The sequence below is a fragment of the Chryseobacterium daecheongense genome, assembly GCF_003729955.1.
In the GTDB taxonomy this organism is placed as follows: Bacteria; Bacteroidota; Bacteroidia; order Flavobacteriales; family Weeksellaceae; genus Chryseobacterium; species Chryseobacterium daecheongense.
The window spans coordinates 179,024-202,968 of record NZ_RJTX01000002.1 but is presented as its reverse complement, the minus strand read 5'-3'; the positions used below and the strand labels follow the sequence as shown (position 1 = coordinate 202,968).

At 36.8% G+C, this 23,945-nt stretch carries 23 protein-coding genes; 19 read left to right on the top strand and 4 right to left on the bottom strand.

The genetic code is table 11. From position 1 onward, the window contains the following. Positions 1–88 precede the first annotated feature (88 nt). Entirely contained in the window at positions 89–433 is a 345-nt protein-coding gene (locus EGI05_RS09335) for a zinc ribbon domain-containing protein YjdM (RefSeq protein WP_123262798.1), read from the bottom strand. Between the two features lie 52 nt (positions 434–485). Here EGI05_RS09335 and EGI05_RS09330 point away from each other — a divergent pair, with 52 nt between their 5' ends. From EGI05_RS09330 to EGI05_RS09240, 19 genes are all read left to right on the top strand, one after another. After that, positions 486–818 (top strand): hypothetical protein, encoded by a 333-nt coding sequence (locus tag EGI05_RS09330; RefSeq protein WP_123262797.1) that lies wholly within the window; start codon positions 486–488, stop codon positions 816–818. Between the two features lie 65 nt (positions 819–883). Then, positions 884–2,089 carry an RsmB/NOP family class I SAM-dependent RNA methyltransferase gene (locus tag EGI05_RS09325; protein ID WP_123262796.1) on the top strand — a complete coding sequence of 402 codons (1,206 nt, stop codon included), beginning with the start codon at positions 884–886 and terminating at the stop codon, positions 2,087–2,089. A gap of 207 nt (positions 2,090–2,296) precedes the next feature. Further along, a complete protein-coding gene (locus EGI05_RS09320; protein WP_123262795.1) occupies positions 2,297–3,961 on the top strand; it encodes a GLPGLI family protein in 1,665 nt (554 codons plus the stop codon). A gap of 318 nt (positions 3,962–4,279) precedes the next feature. Next, positions 4,280–5,950: an asparagine synthase B gene (gene asnB / locus EGI05_RS09315; protein WP_123262794.1), complete on the top strand. Its 1,671-nt coding sequence runs from the start codon at positions 4,280–4,282 to the stop codon at positions 5,948–5,950. A gap of 122 nt (positions 5,951–6,072) precedes the next feature. Next, positions 6,073–6,915: a hypothetical protein gene (locus EGI05_RS09310; RefSeq protein WP_228428580.1), complete on the top strand. Its 843-nt coding sequence runs from the start codon at positions 6,073–6,075 to the stop codon at positions 6,913–6,915. Positions 6,916–7,010: 95 nt separating this feature from the next. Then, a complete protein-coding gene (locus EGI05_RS09305; RefSeq protein ID WP_123262792.1) occupies positions 7,011–8,411 on the top strand; it encodes an MFS transporter in 1,401 nt (466 codons plus the stop codon). Positions 8,412–8,493: 82 nt separating this feature from the next. Next, positions 8,494–9,369: a pirin family protein gene (locus EGI05_RS09300; protein WP_123262791.1), complete on the top strand. Its 876-nt coding sequence runs from the start codon at positions 8,494–8,496 to the stop codon at positions 9,367–9,369. A gap of 61 nt (positions 9,370–9,430) precedes the next feature. Further along, the gene (locus EGI05_RS09295; RefSeq protein WP_123263364.1) at positions 9,431–9,742 is read left to right on the top strand and encodes a GNAT family N-acetyltransferase; all 312 of its coding nucleotides are present in this window, start codon (positions 9,431–9,433) and stop codon (positions 9,740–9,742) included. Positions 9,743–9,810: 68 nt separating this feature from the next. Next, positions 9,811–10,710: a pirin family protein gene (locus tag EGI05_RS09290; RefSeq protein WP_123262790.1), complete on the top strand. Its 900-nt coding sequence runs from the start codon at positions 9,811–9,813 to the stop codon at positions 10,708–10,710. Between the two features lie 28 nt (positions 10,711–10,738). Further along, positions 10,739–11,272, top strand: a complete 534-nt coding sequence (locus EGI05_RS09285) for an NADPH-dependent FMN reductase (RefSeq protein WP_123262789.1) — start codon at positions 10,739–10,741, stop codon at positions 11,270–11,272. Continuing rightward, the gene (locus EGI05_RS09280; protein ID WP_123262788.1) at positions 11,272–11,850 is read left to right on the top strand and encodes a TMEM175 family protein; all 579 of its coding nucleotides are present in this window, start codon (positions 11,272–11,274) and stop codon (positions 11,848–11,850) included. The genes EGI05_RS09285 and EGI05_RS09280 overlap by 1 nt, the downstream gene beginning before the upstream one ends. 1 nt (position 11,851) lies before the next feature. Next, entirely contained in the window at positions 11,852–12,070 is a 219-nt protein-coding gene (locus EGI05_RS09275; protein ID WP_123262787.1) for a (4Fe-4S)-binding protein, read from the top strand. Continuing rightward, positions 12,070–12,468 (top strand): OsmC family protein, encoded by a 399-nt coding sequence (locus tag EGI05_RS09270; RefSeq protein ID WP_123262786.1) that lies wholly within the window; start codon positions 12,070–12,072, stop codon positions 12,466–12,468. The genes EGI05_RS09275 and EGI05_RS09270 overlap by 1 nt, the downstream gene beginning before the upstream one ends. Before the next feature lies 1 nt (position 12,469). Next, complete coding sequence (locus EGI05_RS09265; protein ID WP_121461115.1) at positions 12,470–12,754, top strand: GNAT family N-acetyltransferase; 285 nt, start codon at positions 12,470–12,472, stop codon at positions 12,752–12,754. Positions 12,755–12,868: 114 nt separating this feature from the next. Continuing rightward, a complete protein-coding gene (locus EGI05_RS09260) occupies positions 12,869–14,368 on the top strand; it encodes a sodium:solute symporter (protein ID WP_123262785.1) in 1,500 nt (499 codons plus the stop codon). A 39-nt stretch (positions 14,369–14,407) separates the two neighbouring features. After that, complete coding sequence (locus EGI05_RS09255) at positions 14,408–14,926, top strand: hypothetical protein (protein ID WP_123262784.1); 519 nt, start codon at positions 14,408–14,410, stop codon at positions 14,924–14,926. 106 nt (positions 14,927–15,032) lie between these two features. Continuing rightward, positions 15,033–15,887, top strand: coding sequence for a transketolase (locus EGI05_RS09250; protein ID WP_262694508.1), 855 nt, complete (start codon positions 15,033–15,035; stop codon positions 15,885–15,887). Between the two features lie 31 nt (positions 15,888–15,918). Then, positions 15,919–17,058: a hypothetical protein gene (locus EGI05_RS09245; protein ID WP_123262782.1), complete on the top strand. Its 1,140-nt coding sequence runs from the start codon at positions 15,919–15,921 to the stop codon at positions 17,056–17,058. Between the two features lie 10 nt (positions 17,059–17,068). Continuing rightward, positions 17,069–18,013 carry a transketolase family protein gene (locus EGI05_RS09240; protein WP_123262781.1) on the top strand — a complete coding sequence of 315 codons (945 nt, stop codon included), beginning with the start codon at positions 17,069–17,071 and terminating at the stop codon, positions 18,011–18,013. Positions 18,014–18,086: 73 nt separating this feature from the next. Here EGI05_RS09240 and EGI05_RS09235 read toward each other — a convergent pair whose 3' ends face one another. The 3 genes from EGI05_RS09235 to EGI05_RS09225 form a co-directional block, all read right to left on the bottom strand. After that, a complete protein-coding gene (locus EGI05_RS09235; protein WP_123262780.1) occupies positions 18,087–18,467 on the bottom strand; it encodes a hypothetical protein in 381 nt (126 codons plus the stop codon). A gap of 69 nt (positions 18,468–18,536) precedes the next feature. Continuing rightward, complete coding sequence (locus EGI05_RS09230) at positions 18,537–19,007, bottom strand: Lrp/AsnC family transcriptional regulator (RefSeq protein ID WP_027379287.1); 471 nt, start codon at positions 19,005–19,007, stop codon at positions 18,537–18,539. 134 nt (positions 19,008–19,141) lie between these two features. Next, positions 19,142–23,941, bottom strand: a complete 4,800-nt coding sequence (locus tag EGI05_RS09225) for a translocation/assembly module TamB domain-containing protein (RefSeq protein WP_123262779.1) — start codon at positions 23,939–23,941, stop codon at positions 19,142–19,144. Between the last annotated feature and the right edge of the window lie 4 nt (positions 23,942–23,945).

Genomic DNA, 23,945 nt, shown 5'->3' with positions numbered 1-23,945 from the left:
TTGAAAGATTACACTGTCCAATTTTTTCCTTTTTTTTATGTCTGAAAAATAAAAATGTGTCCTAAGACACATTTCTATAGTAAGTTTTCTAAGCCTTTTTCACAAACTCAGACTTTAAAGCCATGGAACCAAATCCATCAATTTTACAGTCGATATTATGATCACTATTAAAGTTCAAACGGATATTTTTCACTTTCGTACCTGCTTTTACAGGTTTCGGCGCTCCTTTTACAGGCAGGTCTTTAATAACCACTACAGAATCTCCATCCTGAAGCTCATTCCCGTTAGAGTCCAATATTTTGCCGGCATTGGCAGCTTCAGCAGCCGCTTCTTCCGGGTTCCATTCGTGAAAACATTGTGAACACACCATCATATTATCACTTGGATAGGTAAATTCTGAACCGCATTTCGGACAAAGTACAGTATCACTCATATTTTAATTTTTTGCAAAGATAATTTTAATAATTTTAATTAAAACTTTAAATATGAGAAACGCTCGAAGAACTTTCCTAGTGATTTCAATAGTACTATTTGTATGGTTATTAGCACAAAGGTTTACTGAAATTGACCTTATTCCCAATTATTCCCGAGCTCTTGCCAGTGAAGACATTTCAAAAGTTGATAATTTTAATGACATCAATAAATTGAAAGAGTTCACAAAATCAAAAATTTATCATTTTCAAAGAATCAATAAAGAAAGATCAGATACGGCATATAAACAAATGTTGATAATATTTATATTAATTGCTATTCAGTTATTTCTATATGTTACTGCAAACAAATTAAAAAATCCCAGTAGCATCTTAGATAAAAAATAAACTATTTTTCATAGATCTTTCTTAAAATCGTACCTTTGCAAATTCAAATTGAAGAACCTAATCTTATGGAACTTATACACAGAAATCTGGCGATCGGTATTCACGATGCTTTACAGGAAACGTTTTTTGAGAAAAACAAATATGCAGATAAAGTGATCGAAAGGCTTTTAAAGGCCAATAGAAAATGGGGAAGCCAGGACAGAGCTGTTGTTTCTGAGATTTTCTATAACATCATCCGTTGGAAAAAACGCCTTGAATATTATATGGGAGAAGGGGTGAAACCCGGAAATGTATATAAACTTATTCTTGCCTATCTGCTTTGGAGTGAAACCAGATTTAAAAAGTTTGATGAATTCGACGGGATAAAAACAGCCGATATCATCACCAAACTCAAGAAAGGTACGGTTCCTACAAAAGCTATTGAATATTCTATTCCGGATTGGCTGGCTGAAACACTGGAAAAAGAACTAGGCGCGGGGTGGGAAAAAGAAATGAAAGCTTTAAATGAGCAGGCTCCAACCGTTTTAAGAGCCAATTCTTTAAAAACCTCCACCAAAGAACTTATTTCAGACCTTTCTGATGAAAATATTGTTTCCTACAGCATTAAAAATTATCCTGATGCAGTACAGCTGGAGGAAAAGAAAAACGTTTTCCTTACTACCGCTTTCAAAGACGGATTATTTGAAGTTCAGGATGCTTCTTCCCAAAAAATCGGGTATTTCCTTGATGTGAAAGAAGGACAAAGAGTTGTGGATGCGTGTGCAGGAGCAGGAGGAAAGACACTTCACCTGGCCGCATTAATGCAAAATAAAGGACAGATCATCGCTTTAGATATTTTCGAATGGAAATTAGCAGAATTGAAGCGCCGTGCTAAAAGAGCCGGTGCACACAATATTGAAACCCGTATGATCTCGGACAATAAAGTGATCAAACGTCTTTATGATAAAGCAGACAGACTATTAATTGATGCACCATGTTCCGGCTTAGGGGTTCTGAAAAGAAACCCTGATAGTAAATGGAAAATTGATCAGGATTTTATCGACCGAATTAAAAAAGAACAGCAGCAAATTCTTCAGGATTATTCCAAGATTCTTAAAAAGGGAGGAAAGATGGTTTATGCTACATGCTCTATCCTGCCTTCTGAAAATAATGAGCAAGTGGAAGAATTCCTAAGAAATAACCCTGGCTTCAAAATGATCAAAGATGAAAAAGTAATGCCTAGCCAAGGATATGACGGGTTTTATATGGCTTTGATCGAAAGAGTTTCTTAACAGAAAAACGTACACTTATATTATATAAATGAACTACTCCATTTAGGAGTAGTTTTTTTGTTTTTGGAGCACCTATATGTTATTTTTTATCCTCATGTAACTTCATCGAAATATTTTCTACTTATTAAAAAAGGTTAAAAACCGGTTTAGTATTCACATTATTGTGATTTCACCTGTAAAAATTACCTTTGTGAAAAATTGATGATCATGCCCAAAAGAATTATACAAATCTTCTTACTCTTCCTATTTTGTCTAAGTTATTCTCAGACTTACGAAATCCAATATTTAAGTTCCAGCAACGGAAAAGTATCTCCGGAACAAACTCCTACACTGGTTTGGGTAAATGAAAAAGAAAATTTCATATTAAACAATAAGATCCGGGAACAGAAAAGCGATTATCCTTTTGAAATCACCAAGATTGAAAAACCTTCCAATACTATTGTTTCTTATGGATTTCTGAAGCCGGGAGAGATTATTTCCACTTCAGATGCGGAATCCATAGGTAAACAAAATTTTGAGCTTACCAACGAGACCAAAAAGATTTTAGGGTACAACTGTAAAAAAGCAGTTACTAAAATCAACTCCAACACTATTGAAGTATGGTATACCAATGATTTAAAAATTAATGGAGGCCCCTCAAACTTAGGTCAGAAACTTGGCTTGGTGTTAGAAATTGAAAGAAATAAAAATTCAGCAACTACGGCCAATTCTATTAAAAAAGTGAAAAAGACGAATATTGAAGATATTCTAAAGGGCTCGATTAACACTACCGATCTGCTTGGATACAGAGATCTACTATGGAAAAGCAGGTTCACAACGTTAAAGGTATTTGAAAATGAAACCATTAACTTTTCTGAGGAGTCAAAATCCGATGAAACCACCAAAAGATTTGCGAATGGAACCATCATTCTTAAAAAAGTAAAATTCCCTGCGATTTCAGAAGGTGAAAACATCTTTGTAGAATTGAAGCAACAATCCAATGGAGATGCATATGACAGAACAGGAACCGTTTTCTTTATTCCACAAGATAAGTCCCAGTCGTTTTTTGATGGGCTGGAAAAAGGGGTAAAAACACTTCCGGTTTATGAGAATGGAAATGGAAAACAATATTACGGCGTAACAGCAACGGAAGCCTATAATCCAGCCGTTGAAATGATGCGATTTTTTACATCTTTTGGCATTGAAAAGTTCAATCATATCCAACTAAAAGGAAAAAATTGGCAGACACTAAACCCTTACCGGCAGGACATTACGGAGCTAAAGCCTGAGCTCTCCGGAAAAGAACTTTGGATTGGTACATTTATTGGTAATTATGACAAGGGAGGTCACAAAGTGAGTATGGAAATTACCATTCATAAAAGTGATCAGGGGGTCAATAAAAACAATAAGGCAATACCTTTATTCAATACCGTGAACATTATGGAAATGGCAGGACAGGATTATGCCACCATGTTCAATAATGATAAAGGACTTTTGGTCGAATTTACCTTGAAAAAGGATTTAAAAAATGCACAGTTGAGATATATTACAACCGGACACGGAGGCTGGGAAAATGGAGATGAATTTGTTCCTAAAACTAATTCCATCTACCTGGATGGACAAATGAAATTCTCTTTTGTGCCTTGGAGAACAGATTGCGGTTCTTATCGATTATACAATCCGGCTTCAGGGAATTTCCAGGATGGGCTTTCCTCTTCGGACTTAAGCAGATCCAACTGGTGCCCCGGAACCATTACGAATCCTGAATTTATCTCTTTGGGAGATTTAAAAGCCGGGAAACATACCATTCAGGTGAAAATTCCTCAAGGTGCTCCTGAAGGATCGAGCTTCAGCGCGTGGAATATTTCAGGAGTATTGTTAGGTACTGAATAAAAAAAACCTTCTTGCAAACTGAATTGCAAGAAGGTAAAAACACAAATGATGAAAAAAAATTATTTCGAGCCACAAAGTAAGGGGTAATATTTCTATAATAAATTATCATACATTAATAAATATCTCATTTTTATTTCGTATGTAACATTTCAATAAAGTTTCAAAGCGAAAAAAATCCATCCAGACACACATCAAACACAATAATTGTTAATATTTTTCTCAATAAATATAAAATTGATTAAAATTTTTAACTTTTCAAACATTTTTATTGTCGTATTTGAATTACAATTCTATTTTTGCTTCAAATAAATAACAAAAATGTGTGGAATTGTATGCCTGTTTGATGCCAAACAGAAAACTGAAATGTTAAGACCGCAGGTCTTGGAAATGTCAAAAAAAATCCGTCATAGAGGTCCGGATTGGAGTGGAGTTTTTCAAAATGAAAAAGTAATTTTTTCTCACGAAAGGCTTGCCATTGTAGATCCGACTTCAGGAAAACAGCCTCTATTCACGAAAGATGAAAAAGTTGTCTTAGCCGTTAACGGTGAAATTTATAATCACAGAGAATTAAAAAATGAGTTTCCTGATTTTGAGTTTCAAACTCAATCCGATTGCGAAGTTATTTTAGCACTTTACAAAAAATACGGAAAAAATTTCATAGAAAAACTTAATGGTATATTTGCTTTTTCACTTTATGATCTTGAAAACGACATCTATTTAATTGCCCGTGATCACATGGGAATATGTCCGCTTTACCAGGGATGGGATAAAAACGGGAACTATTATGTCGCTTCTGAACTGAAAGCTTTGGAAGGAATCTGCAAAACCATTGAAACTTTTTTACCGGGACATTTGGTATTCAGTCCTGAAGGAAATCAACTTCAGCAATGGTATACAAGAGATTGGGAAGGCTATGATCATGTGAAAGATAATACAACAGATATTGCCCTATTAAGAAAAGGTCTTGAAGATGCTGTTCACAGACAACTGATGAGTGATGTTCCTTATGGCGTTCTTCTTTCGGGAGGTCTGGATTCATCCATTATTTCTGCAGTGACCGCCAAGTTCGCAAGACAAAGGATCGAAAGCGGCGATACCCAGGAAGCGTGGTACCCAAGATTACATAGCTTTGCGGTGGGATTGGAAGGTTCTCCGGATTTAGCGGCAGCTAAAAAAGCAGCGGAACATATTGGATCAGTGCACCATGAAATCCATTTTACCGTTCAGGAAGGACTGGATGCGATCCGAGATGTGATCTACCACCTTGAAACCTATGATGTAACGACAGTAAGAGCCTCTACTCCAATGTATCTTCTGGCAAGAGTTATTAAATCCATGGGAATCAAAATGGTATTGTCCGGCGAAGGTTCTGATGAATTATTCGGTGGCTATTTATATTTCCATAAAGCGCCTAACGCTAAAGAATTCCACGATGAAACAGTAAGAAAATTAGGCAAGCTCCATTTATATGATTGCTTAAGAGCCAATAAAGCTTTGATGAGCTGGGGAATTGAAGGAAGAGTTCCTTTCTTAGACAAAGAATTTATGGACATTGCCATGAACATCAATCCAAAAGATAAAATGGTGAATGCCGCGGAAGGGAAAATTGAAAAATGGGTCTTGAGAAAAGCCTTTGAAGATATTCTTCCTGAATCTATTGCATGGAGACAGAAAGAACAGTTTTCTGACGGAGTAGGTTATTCCTGGATCGATACCTTAAAAGAAGTAGCTGAAAAAGAAGTTTCTGATGAAATGATGGCCAATGCCAGATTCAGATTCCCGTTGAACACTCCTCAGAACAAAGAAGAATATCGTTACCGAACTATTTTTGAAGAACATTTCCCAAGTGAGACTGCAGCAGCAACTGTTCCATCTGTTCCATCTGTTGCATGCTCCACTCCTATTGCTTTGGAATGGGATGAGGCATTTAAAAAGATGAACGATCCAAGCGGAAGAGCTGTAAAAGTTCATGAAACTTCCTATGAATAAATCAGAAATAAAAATAATTTTATCAATCCTGTAGCAATACAGGATTTTCTTTTGAATTAACGATAATAATATTGACAGAATTTAACCGACAATCAAAAATAATATCTAATAAATAATTATATTTGGAAAACGAAAAAATCAATTATAAAGAAATGAGAAGAAACATTACTATTTTATTTGCTTTATTATCCATCAGTTTTGCTTTTGGACAGGGGAAATACGGCAAGTATCTTAATTCAAAAAAGCTTGCTTTAACTTATAAGAGTGTGAAGGACGGTGATAAGGAAGATTATTATCAACAATATTACTGGCTGGTAAAAGCTGAGCAATTAAAAACATATCCTCACCTAAAGGATATAAAACCTGTAGTTTTGTATGAGTTCGTAAAAAAAGTAAATCCACAAAATCCTACTAAAAAATTGGATAAAAGAGGAAAAGAGCTTAGAGAAACTGCGGAACTATCTTTGAACCAATATTTCAAGAACAAAAATTTCGACAACAATTCTGTATTGATGTACAACCTGGAAACCTATGTAGATCCGTCTAAAGGAGAATACTATACTAAAGTAGACCCTGAAAAGATCAAGGAGCTGGTTCCAAAAGAATTGTTTGCTTTCAACTCTCTCAACAGAAATACAGGAGAAGAAAAGACATATTATCTTTGGATCAATAAGGAGAAAGATGACTTCAATATTGTAGATATTATTCCAAATGAAGAAGATAACAAGGCTTTCTACGCAAGATTGAAACAATATCTTCCAGGCTATAAATTCTCCAAATATGTACCTTCTGTGAAAAAAGGAAACAAAACGGATAAAACGGATGCGGAATATTACTACATCATGCCGTTTGAACAGAATACAGATAATATTGAATACAAAACCAAGGATTTCAAAACTTTCGTTTTAAGCCAGTACAGAAAAGCCGGTGATGAATGGAAAGGAGTAGAAAAACCTAGAAAATAAATCAAAAAGTCCTGTGAAATTTCACAGGACTTTTTTAATTTTATACATATATATATTTCTTTATAATTCTGTTGTAAAGAATAACAGATTAAAAAATGCCCGAAACGTCAGCTCCAACAACCTCAATAAAAAAAATCTTGCCGTTGATTCTTGCCACCGCAATTTTCATGCAGATGCTGGATTCAACTATTCTGAATACTTCTTTACCCTCCATTGCAAAAGATCTAAAGGAATCTCCGCTCAATATGCAAAATGCCATTATCAGTTATGTTTTGACATTGGCTGTTTTTATGCCTGCAAGCGGATTCCTGGCAGACCGGTTCGGCACGAAAAAAGTATTCATTTTCTCTCTCATTCTTTTCAGTATAGGATCTTTATTTTGTGCCTTATCCCAAAATCTTACCCATCTTGTGATTTCCCGTGTGATACAGGGTATCGGAGGAAGTTTGATGACTCCGGTGGGTAAATTGGCCTTAATTAAAACTTTTGATAAAAATGAATTGCTAAAGGCCATGAATTTCGCCATTATTCCGGCGCTCATTGGACCTGTACTTGGTCCTTTGGTAGGAGGTTATATGGTTGATTTCCTTTCATGGCACTGGATCTTCCTGATCAATATTCCTATCGGAATTTTAGGGATTGCTCTAGGAGCCAAGTTTATGCCCAATTACAAATCAGATGACGTAGATTTTGACCTGAAAGGCTTCATTATTTTTGCAGCGGCATCCCTCCTCCTTTCAGTTTCCCTAGAACTTTTCGGGAATATCCAGAATACCACGCCGATACTTTTGGTTTTCATTTTAGGATTCCTGTTTCTCTATTATTATTATAAACATGCAAAAAGAGACGGCAATCCTATCTTCCCTTTAAATCTTTTCCAGGTAAGAACCTTCCGTGTAGGAATTTTAGGAAATCTGGCCACACGATTAGGAATCAGTTCCATTCCCTTATTGCTTCCTTTAATGATTCAGATTGCTTATAAACAATCTGCGGTTACTTCGGGATGGATCGTTGCTCCGATGGCACTTACAGCTATCTTCGGAAAATCATCCGTTATTAAGATTCTAAACAAATACGGGTACAGAAAAACATTAATGATCAATACGTTTATCATCGGAACCCTAATATGTCTGCTTGCCATTCCTGATATCCATTCCTCATTATATTGGTTTGTTCCCATCATTGCAATTTTAGGGTTTTTCAATTCCATTCAGTTTACCTCGATGAATACCATTTCTATCGCTGATTTGCGAAACTTCCAGACCAGCAGTGGAAATTCATTACTTTCCGTTAATCAGCAGCTCGCCATCGGTTTCGGGATTGCATTCGGGTTGATTGTTTTGAAACTATTTGAAAGTACAGACATCGTTCATGGAGAAATTCATAATGCCTTTCGGTTAACTTTTCTTACTGTGGGGATACTGACCATCATTTCCGGATTGGTTTTCAGAAGATTACATATATCTGACGGCAAAAATATGAAGTCAGAAGAATAGATCAAAATGGTATGAACTTACCAAAGATCAATGCGGTTGATTTTTAACTATGGTAATTTTGCTTATATAAATGACAATTATTATGGCAACTAAAGACATAGAAATCATAGTATCTCCAAAACCAGCTCATTTTGTGGGTGATGGTTTCAGGGTCCATAATTTCATCCCAAGCATACATGGACTTGATATGAAAAGAATGGATCCGTTCATCATGCTTGATTATAATTCGAAATTCCATTTTAATGGCTCAGAAACTCCAAGAGGCGTTGGAGTACATCCACACAGAGGTTTTGAAACCGTAACCATTGCTTACCAGGGTAAAGTAGAGCATCATGACAGTGCAGGTGGCGGTGGAATTATCGGGGAAGGCGATGTACAATGGATGACAGCTGCTAAAGGCGTTCTTCATAAAGAATATCATGAAACGGAATGGTCAAAAACCGGAGGTATCTTCCAGATGGTTCAGCTATGGGTGAACCTTCCCGCAAAAGATAAAATGAGTAAGCCGAAATATCAGGCGATCAAAAACTCTGAAATGACAAAAGTTGACCTGGATGAAAATGGATTCGTGGAAGTGATCGCTGGAGAATATCTTGACAAAAAAGGTCCTGCAACCACTTTCAGCCCGATCAATATGATGAATGCCAAATTGAAAGCAGGCGGAAAAGCGGAATTTAACTTCCCGGCTCATTATAATACAGCCGCATTGGTGATTGAGGGAAGCGTTATTATCAACGGAAAAGAAAAAGTTTCTTCTGATCATTTTGCCGTCTTTAAAAATGAAGGCGAGACATTTACGATAGAAGCTGTTGAAGATGCAGTGGTGCTGATCATCAGCGGAGAACCTCTAAAGGAGCCTATTTATCCTCATGGGCCATTTGTGATGAACACAAGGGAGGAGATCTTGCAGGCTTTTGAAGATTTCAATACCGGAAAATTCGGTTACCTGGAAGATTAACAGAAGAAAAACTTACAATAACAATCATAACTTTAATATCGCATCATTAAAAAATAGAATTATGAAACCTGAATTTGAAAATATCCCACTTGTAAAAACCGGAAAAAGATTTGAAATAGAAGTCAACGGACATTATGCATTTATTGATTACCGTGAAATGGGGCATCAGATTGCTTTAGTTCATACGGAAGCAGAGCCGGAACTTGCCGGAACAGGAGCCGCAGCAGCCGTTGTTGAAAAAACATTGCATTATATCGAAGATAATCAAAAAAAACTGTTGCCTTTCTGCCCATACGTTTTTGCCTACATTAAAAAACATCCGGAATGGAAGCGTATTGTAGATGAAAGATTTGAAGGGTATAACCAACTTTAATTTTTATTAAAGGAGCACACACATTAAATTTATTAACTAAATTAGCTTATCAAACTTATTTTTTTGCCATGTCAAACATTGGACTTATCATTGAAGAAAAAGCAGCAGATATAGGAAACTTTTTAGTGGGAAGACTTTTGCCTTTCCGTGAAAAAAGAGCAGTCGGGCCATTTGTTTTTATTGATCATATGGGACCTTCTGAATTGATGGATTATCAGAATCTTGATGTTCCGCCACATCCTCATATCGGACTTTCCACCTTAACGTATTTGCTGGAAGGGTCTATTTTTCACCGCGACAGCATTGGAAGCGCTATTGAAATAAAACCAGGTGCCGTAAACTGGATGACCGCCGGAAAAGGGGTTGTGCATTCTGAAAGAACTCCTGAGTATTTAAGAACAACGGATAAAAAGCTTCACGGATTCCAGATCTGGGTAGGGCTTCCCAAGCACTTGGAACAAACGGAGCCTTCTTTTCACCATATTGAAGCTGATGATATTCCTGTTTGGGAAGAAAACGGTATTCAATATAAATTAATTGCAGGAGAAGCATTCGGAAGAAAATCAGCAGTTCCTGTTCACAGTCCGTTATTTTTCATTGAGATCAAAACAAAAACTCCTCAGAAAATAAGTATCGGAAAAGATTTATATGGTGAAGCCGCAATGTATGTACTGGATGGAACTGTAAACATTGAAGGAAACTCTTATGGCTCCAAGCAATTACTGATCGCCAAAGACACCAAAGTTTGTGAATTCGATATGAGTGAAAACGGAACGGTATATCTTTTCGGAGGTGAACCTTTTCCTGAAGAGCGTTTTATATTCTGGAATTTCGTAAATTCAGACAAGGAATCGATTGAGCAGGCCAAAGTGAATTGGAATGATCAAAATCATGATGCTTTCCCTTTGGTTCCTGGTGATGAACACGAATATGTACCGCTACCGAAAGCCATTCTGAACAGAAAATAATTGGGATCGGAAGATAAAACAATACACTATGAAAATATTAGCATTTGCAGGGAGTACCTCCTCAACTTCTATTAACAGGGAACTGGTAAAATTTGTTCTGAAAGATTTTCAGGAAGATGAAATCAATTTCATTGATCTTAATGATTATTCCATGCCTGTTTTTTCCGTTGATCTTGAAAAGAAAGGTTTTCCTGATGAAGCCCACCATTTTTTACAGGTGATTGAAGAATGTGATGTGATCATCTGTTCGCTTGCTGAGCACAACAGATCATACAGTGCGGCTTTTAAGAATATTTTCGACTGGGCTTCAAGGATCAATGTAAAAGTATTTCAAAATAAGCCCATGCTTCTGATGAGCACTTCTCCCGGAGGTTATGGTGGCGGAAATGTGATGAATACCGCTAAAACGTTTTTCCCTCAGTTTGGGGCTGAAATCAAAGATACATTTTCACTTCCTAAATTTTATGAAAATTTTGATTTTGAAAGTGGTGTCATCAATCCTGATATGCTAAAAGATCTCAAGAATAAAATTGAAAACTTTAAAAACGAAATTAAAAACTGATGAATAAGGGAAGACTGGAAGCTTTCAGTGATGGAGTTCTGGCTATTATCATTACCATCATGGTCCTGGAACTTAAGGTTCCGGAAGGAAACAGCTGGGCTAACCTGAAACCTATGCTTCCCCGTTTTCTTGCTTATATTTTCAGTTTTATCTATGTAGGAATTTACTGGAACAATCATCATCATATGTTTCAGACGGTAAAAAAGGTGAATGGAAGCATCCTTTGGGCCAATCTTCATTTATTATTCTGGCTTTCATTAATGCCCATTGCCACAGAATGGATCGGAACCACCAAGTTTTCCAAAAACCCCGTGGCGACCTATGGTATAGGATTAATCATGTGTGCCATTGCTTATACCATTTTGGAGAATGCAATCATTAAAGGTGAAGGAGAGAATTCCAAGCTCAAAGAAGCCATTGAATCCAGACTCAAAGAATATATTTCCATTGTGCTTTATGTTTTAGGAATTGCTACCTCATTTTTCTATCCTTATATTGCTGTAGCATTTTATTATATAGTTGCTCTCATCTGGCTGATCCCGGATCGGAGAATTGAAAAATCATTAAAAGAAAATTGATATGGAAACACATAAATATCCCAACGGTGATATTACCGTTATATGGCAGCCTCAGAAGTGCATTCACTCAGCAGTTTGCGTAAAAATGCTTCCCAAAGTATATAATCCCAAAGAAAGACCATTGATCAAAGCAGAAAATGCTACGTCTTCGGAACTCAAAAATCAAATCGACCAATGTCCTTCCGGGGCATTAAGTTATGAATTCAATACAGAAAAATAATGGGGGTAACCGTAAAAGCAAGTTTAGGAAAAACAAAATATTATACTGAAGTTGTTGCCGGTGAAAATCAACTTATCACAGATGAACCGGTAGACAAAGGCGGGCAAAATAAAGGTTTTAATCCGTTTGAGATTTTAGCCACTTCATTAGCGAGCTGTACTGCTGCTACTTTGAGGATGTATATCGATCGAAAAGAATGGAATGTGGAAAAAATAAATGTAGAGGTAGACCTGGAGAATTTCCCGATTACCAAATTAGCTGTATTCAAAAGAAACATCAGCTTTGAAGGAACTAATCTGGATGCAGAGCAACTGAAAAGGCTGCACACGATTGCAGATGCCTGTCCGGTCCATAAAATATTAACCAACGAAATAGAAATACTAACCAAATTTTCATAATATGACAGAAGTAAAACAAAACAACGGCGAAAAACACGGAAGTTTTGAGGCTTTCATAGACGGAAACCACGCAGGGTTAATGACATACACCTGGGCAGGAGAAGAAAGATTCATTATAGACCACACGGAAGTGGAAGAAGCTTATAACGGTAAAGGTGTAGGTAAGGAAATGGTGTTGGCTGCGGTAGATTTTGCAAGAAAACAAGGAAAGAAAATCATTGCGCTCTGCCCTTTTGCAAAAGCGACTTTCCAAAAGAATAAAGAGCTGCAGGATGTATTGGCTTGAGAAGTAGAAACATTCAGTACATAAATAACCTTTCAGTGTATATTTCTGAAAGGTTTTTTCTTTTTTATCCGAAGAGAAAAAAACTATATTTGTAAAATTTTAATTGAAAAAAATATGTCTCCAATTATATTACTGTCTATCATTATCGTGTATTTTGCACTCCTTCTTTGGGTAGCCTATAAAACCGGAAAAGGAAGTGATAATGAGAGTTTCTTTATCGGAAACCGTAAAAGTAATTGGATGCTTGTTGCTTTCGGGATGATCGGGACTTCGCTTTCAGGAGTTACTTTCGTAAGTGTTCCGGGCGCGGTAGGAAAAGACAATTTTGCTTATTTGCAGATTACATTAGGTTACCTTATCGGATATATCGTAGTTGCCTATGTTCTGCTTCCTTTATATTACCGTTTGAAATTGACTTCCATTTATGGTTATCTTCAACAGAGAATGGGACAGCTTTCCTATAAATCCGGAGCATGGATTTTCATTGTTTCGAGATTGGTAGGAGCTACAGCAAGACTGTATCTGGTGGTTAATATTCTCCAGATTTCCATATTAGACAGCTTGGGAGTTCCCTTCATTGTTACTACACTGATTATTCTTTTAATGATCATTCTGTATACGTATGAAGGAGGAGTAAAAACCATTGTCTGGACAGATACTTTGCAGACCTCCTGCATGCTGTTAGGATTGGTAATCTGTACCTTCTATATGCTGAATCATTTGGATCTGAATGTGGGACAAAGCTTAACTGCTATGCACGAAAAAGGATATACCAAAATATTTGAAATGGATTTCAATTCACCCGGATTTTTCATTAAACAGATTCTTGCAGGTGCATTTATCACGATTACCATGACCGGAATTGATCAGGAAATGATGCAAAAAAGCCTTTCTGTAACCAAACTGAAAGATTCTCAAAAAAATATGGTTACGCTTGGTTTCATTTTATTGGGGGTGATTTCTTTATTCCTTTATATGGGGGGACTTCTTTATCTTTTTGGAGAAAGTGAGGGGGCACAGCTTACAGAAGTAATGAAAGACGGTGTTGCCAAAAAAGAATTCTTACTGAACGGAAAAGATATTTTCGGGGACAAGATATTTCCGGAAGTCGCTTTGAATCATATGCCAGGTTTTATTTCAATCATTTTTATTATTGCGTTGATTTCAGCACTATTCCCTAGTGCAGATGGAGCAATGACCGCTCTTACCTCTTCTTTATGTATCGATATTTTCGGGATGAAGGAAAGAAAAGACTGGGATGACGGAAAGAAAGAGAAATTCAGAAAAACGGTTCACCTGCTTGTTGCTCTTTCATTTCTAATTATGGTAATCATTTTTAAAGTAATCAATGATAATTCCATGATCGGATTGATCCTGAAATTGGCAGGCTTTACGTATGGACCGCTTTTAGGGCTTTTCGCCTTCGGAATTTTCACAAAATATAAAGTAAAAGACAACCTGGTTCCTTACGTTTGCATTGCGGCACCTGTGATCTCTTATTTCATTGACAAATACCAAGGCAATATCTTTGGTGACTTTAAGATCGGATTGGAATTACTGATCATCAACGGATTGCTGACATTTATCGGATTGTTCCTGATCAGGAAAAAATAAGCACCAAAAACAACACTTAACAATCAAAATATATCAACCATGAAAAAAATTATTCAACTGCTAGTATGTGTATGCATGTTCAGCTTTATGGCTGCTCAGGAAAACTTTGAGGTTTCCACCTTGAGAATCGGACCTTTCAAAATGTTTATGGATAAAACCGAGGCGGAGAAACTTTCAGGAATGAAACTGAAATTATCCGACGGAGAATCTAAAAACACCGTAAAATATAATGGTGAAATCATCCTGGTCGACATTTACGAAAGATACATTGATGAAAAAAATCCCAATGTATTAAGCGTATATGGAATCTCTACAAAAAGTAAAAAATTCAAGACCAAAAGCGGAATTGGTGTAGGGAGCACCAAAGATGAAGTCATCAATGCCTATAAAAATTACTCCAGCTTTTCCGCTTATCCGGCATGGAATGACAAGGGGGAAAAGTTAAAAAATGAAAGCTATTTCATTCTGAACGATGATGATGCGGGAACCATGCTTTCTTTCAGATTTCTTAATAATATCGTTACAGAAATGTCCGTATATATGAACGAAGGCTGTTAAAACAAAAGCAATTCTTTAAATAATTCAAAATCCGAGTTTTCCGCTCGGATTTTACATTTCCGTAAGCCATTAAAAATTTGTAAATTCGCGTGCAAATAAATCAGATATAATGAGTAAAAGTATCGAAGAGTTAAAATCTCTTACTACGCAAATCAGAAGAGACATTTTAAGAATGGTTCACGCTGTTAATTCAGGACATCCGGGCGGAAGTTTAGGTTGTACGGAATACTTCACAGCACTTTACGGAAAGGTAATGAACTATCATCTTCCTTTCACAATGGAGGGCAAAAATGAAGATCATTTTTATCTTTCTAACGGGCATATTTCACCGGTGTACTACTCTACTTTGGCAAGATTCGATTTCTTCCCGGTAGACGAACTGAGAACATTCAGAAAATTAGATTCAAGATTACAGGGTCACCCTACCACTCATGAAGGTTTACCAGGTATCCGTATCGCTTCAGGATCTCTTGGACAGGGATTATCTGTAGCTTTGGGTGTTGCATTGGGTAAAAAATTAGATGGTGACAATTCACTGGTGTACTCTTTGCATGGAGACGGCGAGCTTCAGGAAGGTCAAATCTGGGAAGCATTGATGTTTGCAGCAGCTAAGAAAGTAGACAATATTATTTCTACTATCGACTACAATGGCCGTCAGATCGATGGAGATACAGATGATGTATTAAGTTTAGGTAATCTTCATGCTAAGCTTGAAGCGTTCGGATGGACGGTTTTAGAAGAGAAAAACGGTAATGATCTTGAAGCTGTTATTGCTATTCTTGAAAAAGCAAAAACAGAAACAGGAAAAGGGAAACCTGTAGCGATCATTCTTCATACGGAAATGGGTTATGGAGTGGATTATATGATGGGGTCTCATGCTTGGCACGGAAAAGCTCCTAATGATGAGCAACTGGATACTGCTTTCAAACAATTATATTTAGAAGCACCTTCTGATTACTAATCTCTTACCATCACATTTATTAAAGTTGACCATGAAGAAACTCCTCTTAATCTGTCTTACCGCCTCTTTTATTTTTGGAGCTGCTCAAGAGAAGAAAATTTCTTTCGCCAAAGAGCTGAATTATCAGTATGTCGAAAATAATACTCCTCAACCTGCTCTTAAAATGTATGCAAGTAATACGAATGAATTCCTTACTCAAACAAGCTTTAAGGATATTCCTATGTATTATTATACAGACGGATTAGGAACCACAGTTGTTTCTTTGGCTATGAACAACCGTCTTAATAGTTCTTTAAATTCCTGGATGCTTTATGGTATGGGCGGTTATTCCGGTTATGGTGAACCTGAAAAAGAATCATTCACACTGGAAGTTGAAAAACTGGATACCAAGGAAACTATTTTAGGAATCCCTTGTTCTCATTTTTTATTAAGCTTAAAAGATGGTGGAAGAAAAGATGAGAAAATGAAACTTTGTATTGATGAAAAATCACCTGTCAATAATTTTTCAGTATTGAACGGGATTATTAATCAGTATGTTGGGAAATCCAAACTTAAAAATTCGGGGCTGAACGGAATGATCTTAAAAGGTGCTCCAGAAAAGGAATACAGCAAAGAGTATATTGTTTTAACATCTATAAAAGATTCTAAAGACTTCATTTATTTCGATCATAAAAGAGCAATGACAGACCAACAGAGAAAAATGGATTCTATCATGCTTGCTTATAAAAAAATGGATGAAGAATATGCTTCGGCAGATTCCGCCGATGTTGCCGTAGATTCTGTTGCCGCTGTAGCTGATCCTTATGCATATGATAATTATTATGCTATCCCGGATTATGTTTCCGAGTATAAAAAAGCTCAGGATGAAGACGGAAGTCTGGCCATTACCAATATCCCCAATGAAAATCTTTGGAAAGGGTTGCCAAAACACTGCAAAAACTTTGAAAAAGACCTTCCGGAATTTAAAAATAAGGACTTGAAAAAGCATTTGAAAAACTATGTAGGTCAAATGTGCGATATGTATCTTACCCAATCCGGAAGCCATAATGTAGGAATTAAGCTTACCCTTGATGAAATACGAAGGGAAGTTTTATACCTCAACGAAGTTCATGACCAACTTGATGAATCTGATCAGAAGAAATTAAAAAACTATTTAAAAAATCTCGATTAAAAAAATAAAAATGAAATATACATATACAGAAAAAAAGGACACTCGTTCCGGATTTGGAGCAGGATTAGCAGAACTTGCTGATAAAAATCCTAATGTGGTAGCTCTTTGTGCAGACCTTATCGGGTCTTTGAAGATGGAAAAATTCATTGAAAAGGCTCCGGAAAGATTCTTTCAAATAGGTATTGCTGAAGCAAATATGATGGGTATTGCAGCAGGTCTTAGCATTACAGGAAAAATTCCTTTCACAGGAACTTTTGCGAACTTCTCTACTTCAAGAGTTTATGATCAGATCCGTCAGTCTATTGCTTACTCCGATAAAAATGTAAAAATCTGTGCTTCTCACGCGGGTCTTACTTTAGGAGAAGACGGGGCAACTCACCAGGTTTTGGAAGATATCGGTATGATGAAAATGCTTCCGGGAATGACGGTGATCAACCCTTGTGATTATAACCAGACAAAAGCGGCTACTATTGCCATTGCAGATCACAAAGGTCCTGTATATTTAAGATTCGGAAGACCTACAGTTCCTGTATTCATTCCTGAAGATATGCCTTTCGAAATCGGAAAAGGAATTATGCTACAGGAAGGAACGGATGTAACAATTGTTGCAACAGGTCACCTGGTTTGGGAATCTCTTGTTGCTGCTGATGAGCTTGAAAAAGAAGGTATCTCTTGTGAGGTAATCAACATTCACACGATTAAGCCTTTGGATGAAGAGATCATCTTAAAATCAGTTGAAAAAACAGGAAAAATTGTTACGGCTGAAGAACACAACTATCTTGGAGGATTAGGAGAATCTGTTGCGGGAATGTTAGCAAGAAGAAGACCTACAAGACAGGAATTCGTAGCAGTGAATGATACTTTCGGAGAATCTGCAACACCAGCTGAATTGATGAAGAAGTACAAAATCGATGCTGCGGCTGTAAAAGAAGCGGTGAAGAGAATTTTAGCTTAATTACAACTAAAATAATATAATAAAAGTCCTCAGAATTGAGGACTTTTTTATTTTTAATTTTTTCGTTTTACTCTTACTTAAAAAACTTCCATTTAGGAATAATCGCCAACATCCCGAATCCTGTAAACAGGAAAAGATTGGTCACATCCGTATATAAGAATGTTGAAAGATAATAATTGTGCATAAAGAAATGCAATATCAATAAAGCTGGGAACATAAAGATCCCCATTTTCCGGTAAAAGAACATCAGCACAAGACTTATCATCATTAATGCATCAATGGTAAAGATCACATAGAAATACCACCTCGGGATATTCAGGTATTCGTGCTGTACATACTCATCGATATCAATTCCCAAGCCCATAATCGTAAATACAAGTAAGGCAACTATGGTTAAAATAAAACCGGTCCCTTTCTTCGGATCTTCATCAAAATAGCTGTATTCTTCTTTCATACTACAAAAATAAAGAACTTATGAAGAATTTCATAAGTTCTCTGATATATTTACTAGTTTAATATTTGACTATACAGAAATAGCGTTGATTAATCTGTTTTTGTCGCTTAAGTATTCTTCCATAGAGATCATACTTTCAGTTCTCATTACATCCTGGATGTCATCGATCTGATAAATGATTCTTTTTGCATCATCCGTATTTTTAGCTTTCACTTTACAGAAAATGTTATATTTTCCGGAGATTACACTAGCCTCAATTACGTTAGGAATTGTAGATAATTCTTTTAAAACCTCTTGAGTACGGTTTGATTTAGTTAAAAGGATTCCGATAAAAGCTGTAAAATGGTAATCTAATTTACCATAATCAATATTAAGAGATGATCCCAAAATAATTCCTGCATCTTCCATTTTTTTCACTCTTACGTGAATTGTACCCGCAGAAACATCCATCTGCTTTGCAATTTCAGTAAAAGGCATTCTTGTGTTTTCTACTAAGAAATCAAGAATCTTCTTGTCTATTTCGTCCAGTTGATAGTTCATATTAGTTAAATTACAATTTTCTTAAAAAATCTATGTATTTTTTGCAAATTTATAAAAAATAATTAAACTAAAAAAATTATATTAAAGATTAACAATAATTAACACAGATGATAAAAATCATTAAAATATTCTAATTATTTACTATCCGATTTTACAGAATCTGTTTTTATTTCGGTTTTCTGCTCTGCAGGTTTTTTTTCTTTTTTCTTCTTTTTAAATAGTGAATTAAAGCTTTTACTCCAAACAATACCGCCTCCATAGGCCTGATTTGCAGTACCATTCGAGCCTGCTCCAGCAATCATTCCGATGTTGGATGGTTTGGAATACCCTCTCAGGATTAAGCTTCCGTCATTCTTTTTGGAAATATCATATTCTATGGATCCTTCGCCGGACAAATAATTTGCTTCCGTATTTTCTGTTTTTGTCAAAGGAATACCCAGTCCTGTTTTTACTTTTACTCTTGGTGAAAGCGCAAAGCTTACGCCCGCATTGGCTCTGTCTCCTGTATTGGAATACTGATCTCCTTTCACATAATTTAAATCGATCTGGAACTCATTACTCATGGTATTAAGCACTGATCCTAATTGCTTTAGAAGCATATTGTAACCTGATGATTCTGCCACTCCTGCTACGTCCACATCCACTCCACCTGAATTGGAGACGTTAAAGCTGTTTAAAAGGAGAATAGAACCAAACTGCAATACTTTTTCTCCTTCCTGGCTCATTTTGGCGGCAAGAGTTTCTCTCACCTGGCTGGAAACATCCAACGCAGAAACATTCAAATCAACTTTAGGCTCCACAAGAGATTGGGTGATATTAGCCTGCAATAGGATACTGATCGGCTGCAATCCGCCCATATTAAGATATTCTCCGGCATTAGATACCATTCTCACATAGTTGGCTGTAATATCCAGAGCTGGTTTCATGGCATCACCATCCCAACGGATGCTGCTTCCTTTCTCGATCTGGAATGTTTTATTAAGGATGGCTTTAGACACAAAAGTTCCGTTTTCCACTCTATATGTACCATTCATGGCAATACTTCCCTGTCTGCTCATCTGGAACCTCAGATTGTTGGCAGCCCCTTTCACTGCAATGTTTCCTACATCATCGCCAATCAGTACATTTACCGTTGTTCCCTTATCTACATCCAAAGAAAAATCGATATTCATATTGGCTCCGGTCTTTTTCTTCTCTTCCAGCGTGATCAATCCGTCTTTTCCTTCTTTCAGGAACCTCAGCATTTTAAATTCCTCCACATTCGAAGTAGACCCGGAATTGAACGTGAAGGTACTTCCATTCAATGCCTTCATATTCGGAGTTGATAAGCTCAAAGCTGAAACAGGACCATCCACATAGAGATCTCCTTGTCCGTATACTCTTCCCCAGAATAAATCAAATTCTTTTTGCGTAGTATTTAGCATTAATAAATTATCTGCTCTCATTACCAGGTTGACTCCCATTGAAGAAAGTGTTTCAAACTGGATCGCCCCGGAAATGGTACCTTTGGAATTGGATCTTCCATCATGAACTTCAATATTGTTGAGAATCGCAAGTCCTTTGGATAATGGAATCACGGTATCATCAAAAGAATAATCTACTCCTGTAAACAGAAGTTTCAGTCCAAATCCTTTTAAAGCAATATCTCCACTGTAATCAATATCACTCAGCTTTCCACTGATCTTAAGATCTCCCGTTGCCTTTCCTCTTAAATTACCAAAGATGGATTGTACAAACTGTTGGGCAAATGCAAGGTCAAACTCTCTCATTTCGGCCACAAGATCCAAAGTAGGTGTTGATGTATTATTATTAACGGTACCCGTTAAGTGTAAGTTATTATTTCCGATAACTCCGGCAGAAGTCACTTTTACATCCACATCATATACATTCAACGAATAACTGTTGGTTGCAGAAATGGAAATATCTCCCATATCATTACCATTCATCATAATATCATCCACTGTAAGATCCACTAAAGGCTGCAATGTGTTTTTATCCATCCTGATTTTAACGCTTCCGTTTGCCAATCCTTTTATATTCATGGAGTTTCCTCCGGACTGCATTTCAAGAAGCTTTTCAATGGCGAAATTATCTACATCGGCATCTACATAAAAATCTTTGGCCGACTTGAATGTGGCTTCTTTAATAAACAAAGCACTATTATCCGAATATACCCTCAGATTTTTGATATCAAAGTCTGCAGTTTTTTTTCTATACGTTATGGAATGATCGAGTTCCGGACTTGTATCAATGGCCCAGGTCACATTATTGAACTTCACTTCTGTAGGCTCAAACCTGAAAACATAGTCTCCAACATTATTGGTGGATTGATTGACATTGATAGCATAAGCTTTCAGCTTATCATCCAGCTCATCTTCCGGACTTCCATGTTTAAACGCAGCAGCTAAATGAAGAACCGTATTATTTTCATTTCTGCCACTTAAGGTAATATCTTTAAGAATATTTTTATTGTACTCTATTCTGTTTATTCTGGCATAAATCTGCTCATCCAGGTTAGCGGTGTTAATTCTTACCATCACACTATCCACCATTGCACTATCTCTGGTAATTTTATCTCTTTCATTGATCTTATAGGCGGGATTTGCAGCAGCCAGTGCTTTATCAGCATCCGAGATCTCTTCTTTTTTAGTCATGATGTATTTTAAAGAAGCCGCATCAAGATTCAGGATCAGATTATTTGAATTTCCGTCATACTGTCCTTCTACCACAGCTCCTTTCGGAAGCTTCAATTCCGGCATGAAATAGCTTACCAAGCCTTGCTGAACATCGAAGTTCATCGCGAAGCTTTGCCCTCTGTATAATTTTCTCGGTGGAGGGCCTACAAGTATTTTGCCTAAACCGTTTTCAACCATTCCCGCTAAATCAGCAAGGTTATATTTTCCTGAGATCTTTCCGTTAACCGCTCCGGGAGCATCGACCAAAATTACTCTTCCGCCGGATTCCAAATACGTCTTTACTTTGGCATTCGGAATAATATATTTTTGAGTTGCCGTAGCAAAACTCACATTGTTAGCTTCCACATCAAGGTTCAGATCATTCACAGAAGACATAGACATCTTTCCTGTAACCTGACCACTCACGATCTGATTGCCGGGCTTATTGGTAAAGTAGTTCATGTTCAGATGATTTACGTCTGCGTTAACGTCCATCTGAATTCTTGAAGTGCTGAAATCTATCAGTCCCTTTATAGATGCTTTTGCCTGCTCGTCATTTACAGTGATAAGGCCATTGTATTTTTTATGATCCAAAAGACCGTCCAGATATACATTATTGATCTCTTTGTCCATGATTTCAATACTGGAAATCTGTGATTTGGTGGTCAAACGCATCGTATTAACATCGAAGCTTTGCCCCGTGATATCAAATTTACCGGAAATTAATCCTACCGATTTATTTTTGGTGATCACAGAGGTATTTAAATCTTTCACCTCAACATATCCTGAATATTTTGGCAATGCGGTACTGTACCCGGTAAGGGAAAATTTATTGATTTTTGCCTGCCCGATTCCGGTAATTAAATTTCCATTGGGAACATATACCTGATTAGGAGTTACCCGAGCGGCACCATTATATTTCAGTTTTCCAAAATCATCGGCAAAATTCTTCATTTTTTTGGAAATGAATGAAGGCATCATCGCTTTCAGATCTTTGTAGGTAAAGTCTGTGGATAAATTATTCGTTTCAATCAAGAAATTTCCTTTCAAAAGGTTATCCACCTTCATGGTTCGGGTGGCAATATTTACAACAGGATTTCTGATCAGGAAATTTTCAAGATAAAATTTGTTCAATGGACCGGTCATTTTCCCGGAAACATTGAAGGGCTTGTAATTATCCCAATTGGTCACAAAATAGCTGATATCATAACCGCTTAACTGGCTTCCTTGCTGAAGATCCATATCCCAACGGACTCTATCCGCAAAATAAGCCCAGGAACCTTTATTTAAATTGAACTTAATATTTCCTTGCAATAAAGTATGATCCGTATTCAACGTCAAATCCTTCAACGCAAGAAAATCTTCTGTCATAGACAGCTCCGTAGAGAAAGTGTCAACAAAATGAGATTTCCCCCATCTTTTCGTGATGAAGGAAAAATTATTGATTAGCGCTGAAATATTGGCACCATTAATTTTAACATTCGGCGCTTTCAGATTCACTTTAGTGGCAGTCAGCCATTTTCCGGCTTCTCCCGGCGAATTTTGATTGACGATAGAAACTTTGGAATCAATAAGCTCCACTCTTGAGTTCAGCTGGAAAGGAGGTTTCTTAGGATCTCTTTTCTTACCACTATCGAACAACTTGGTAAAACGAATGAAGTTGGAAATACTGTCTCCTTTATAGGTAATTACCTTTACATCTGCATTGGTCAAGGTAAGGGCATTGAAACTTAATGAATTACTCTTTCCGGATATGGCATTCGCTGCAAGAGCCATCCAATCGGAATTGGCACGGAATTCTTTGGCTGTAATAAATTCAAAGCCTTTATAATCTTTGATTTTTAACCCTTTAATAGTAACATCTCCGAAGTAATCCACATGAACACTTTCTGTGGTCATGTCTGCCTTAAAATCTTTATTAACGATCTGCAAAGCCTGATCAGCAGCCCATTGCTTGGTCACCGGAAGATTAATGGCAATAAATACTCCCACAACAAGAAAAAGACCTAACCAAAAAAGAATCAAAAGAAGTTTGGCCCACCATGAATAACTGGTAACATCATGCACAGCCTGCTTCCCAAATTCCTCAGCGGTTTCTATAGGATGATGAATAGCATCTGAAGCCAGTTCGGACGCCTCTTTAACTGTCTCCTTTACAGCACCTTCTACATTTTCAACAGTTTTCTGTACCTGATCACCTAAGTTTTCAGCTACTGATTTTTTATTCTCATTCTCGTTATTATTCTCTAACTTTGCCATTATT

Bases quoted from the DNA above. Each gene is read 5' to 3' on its own strand.
- EGI05_RS09335 (WP_123262798.1), bottom strand. From the start codon at position 433: ATGAGTGATACTGTACTTTGTCCGAAATGCGGTTCAGAATTTACCTAT.
- EGI05_RS09330 (WP_123262797.1), top strand. From the start codon at position 486: ATGAGAAACGCTCGAAGAACTTTCCTAGTGATTTCAATAGTACTATTT.
- EGI05_RS09325 (WP_123262796.1), top strand. From the start codon at position 884: ATGGAACTTATACACAGAAATCTGGCGATCGGTATTCACGATGCTTTA.
- EGI05_RS09320 (WP_123262795.1), top strand. From the start codon at position 2,297: ATGCCCAAAAGAATTATACAAATCTTCTTACTCTTCCTATTTTGTCTA.
- asnB (WP_123262794.1), top strand. From the start codon at position 4,280: ATGTGTGGAATTGTATGCCTGTTTGATGCCAAACAGAAAACTGAAATG.
- EGI05_RS09305 (WP_123262792.1), top strand. From the start codon at position 7,011: ATGCCCGAAACGTCAGCTCCAACAACCTCAATAAAAAAAATCTTGCCG.
- EGI05_RS09300 (WP_123262791.1), top strand. From the start codon at position 8,494: ATGGCAACTAAAGACATAGAAATCATAGTATCTCCAAAACCAGCTCAT.
- EGI05_RS09295 (WP_123263364.1), top strand. From the start codon at position 9,431: ATGAAACCTGAATTTGAAAATATCCCACTTGTAAAAACCGGAAAAAGA.
- EGI05_RS09290 (WP_123262790.1), top strand. From the start codon at position 9,811: ATGTCAAACATTGGACTTATCATTGAAGAAAAAGCAGCAGATATAGGA.
- EGI05_RS09285 (WP_123262789.1), top strand. From the start codon at position 10,739: ATGAAAATATTAGCATTTGCAGGGAGTACCTCCTCAACTTCTATTAAC.
- EGI05_RS09280 (WP_123262788.1), top strand. From the start codon at position 11,272: ATGAATAAGGGAAGACTGGAAGCTTTCAGTGATGGAGTTCTGGCTATT.
- EGI05_RS09275 (WP_123262787.1), top strand. From the start codon at position 11,852: ATGGAAACACATAAATATCCCAACGGTGATATTACCGTTATATGGCAG.
- EGI05_RS09270 (WP_123262786.1), top strand. From the start codon at position 12,070: ATGGGGGTAACCGTAAAAGCAAGTTTAGGAAAAACAAAATATTATACT.
- EGI05_RS09265 (WP_121461115.1), top strand. From the start codon at position 12,470: ATGACAGAAGTAAAACAAAACAACGGCGAAAAACACGGAAGTTTTGAG.
- EGI05_RS09260 (WP_123262785.1), top strand. From the start codon at position 12,869: ATGTCTCCAATTATATTACTGTCTATCATTATCGTGTATTTTGCACTC.
- EGI05_RS09255 (WP_123262784.1), top strand. From the start codon at position 14,408: ATGAAAAAAATTATTCAACTGCTAGTATGTGTATGCATGTTCAGCTTT.
- EGI05_RS09245 (WP_123262782.1), top strand. From the start codon at position 15,919: ATGAAGAAACTCCTCTTAATCTGTCTTACCGCCTCTTTTATTTTTGGA.
- EGI05_RS09240 (WP_123262781.1), top strand. From the start codon at position 17,069: ATGAAATATACATATACAGAAAAAAAGGACACTCGTTCCGGATTTGGA.
- EGI05_RS09235 (WP_123262780.1), bottom strand. From the start codon at position 18,467: ATGAAAGAAGAATACAGCTATTTTGATGAAGATCCGAAGAAAGGGACC.
- EGI05_RS09230 (WP_027379287.1), bottom strand. From the start codon at position 19,007: ATGAACTATCAACTGGACGAAATAGACAAGAAGATTCTTGATTTCTTA.
- EGI05_RS09225 (WP_123262779.1), bottom strand. From the start codon at position 23,941: ATGGCAAAGTTAGAGAATAATAACGAGAATGAGAATAAAAAATCAGTA.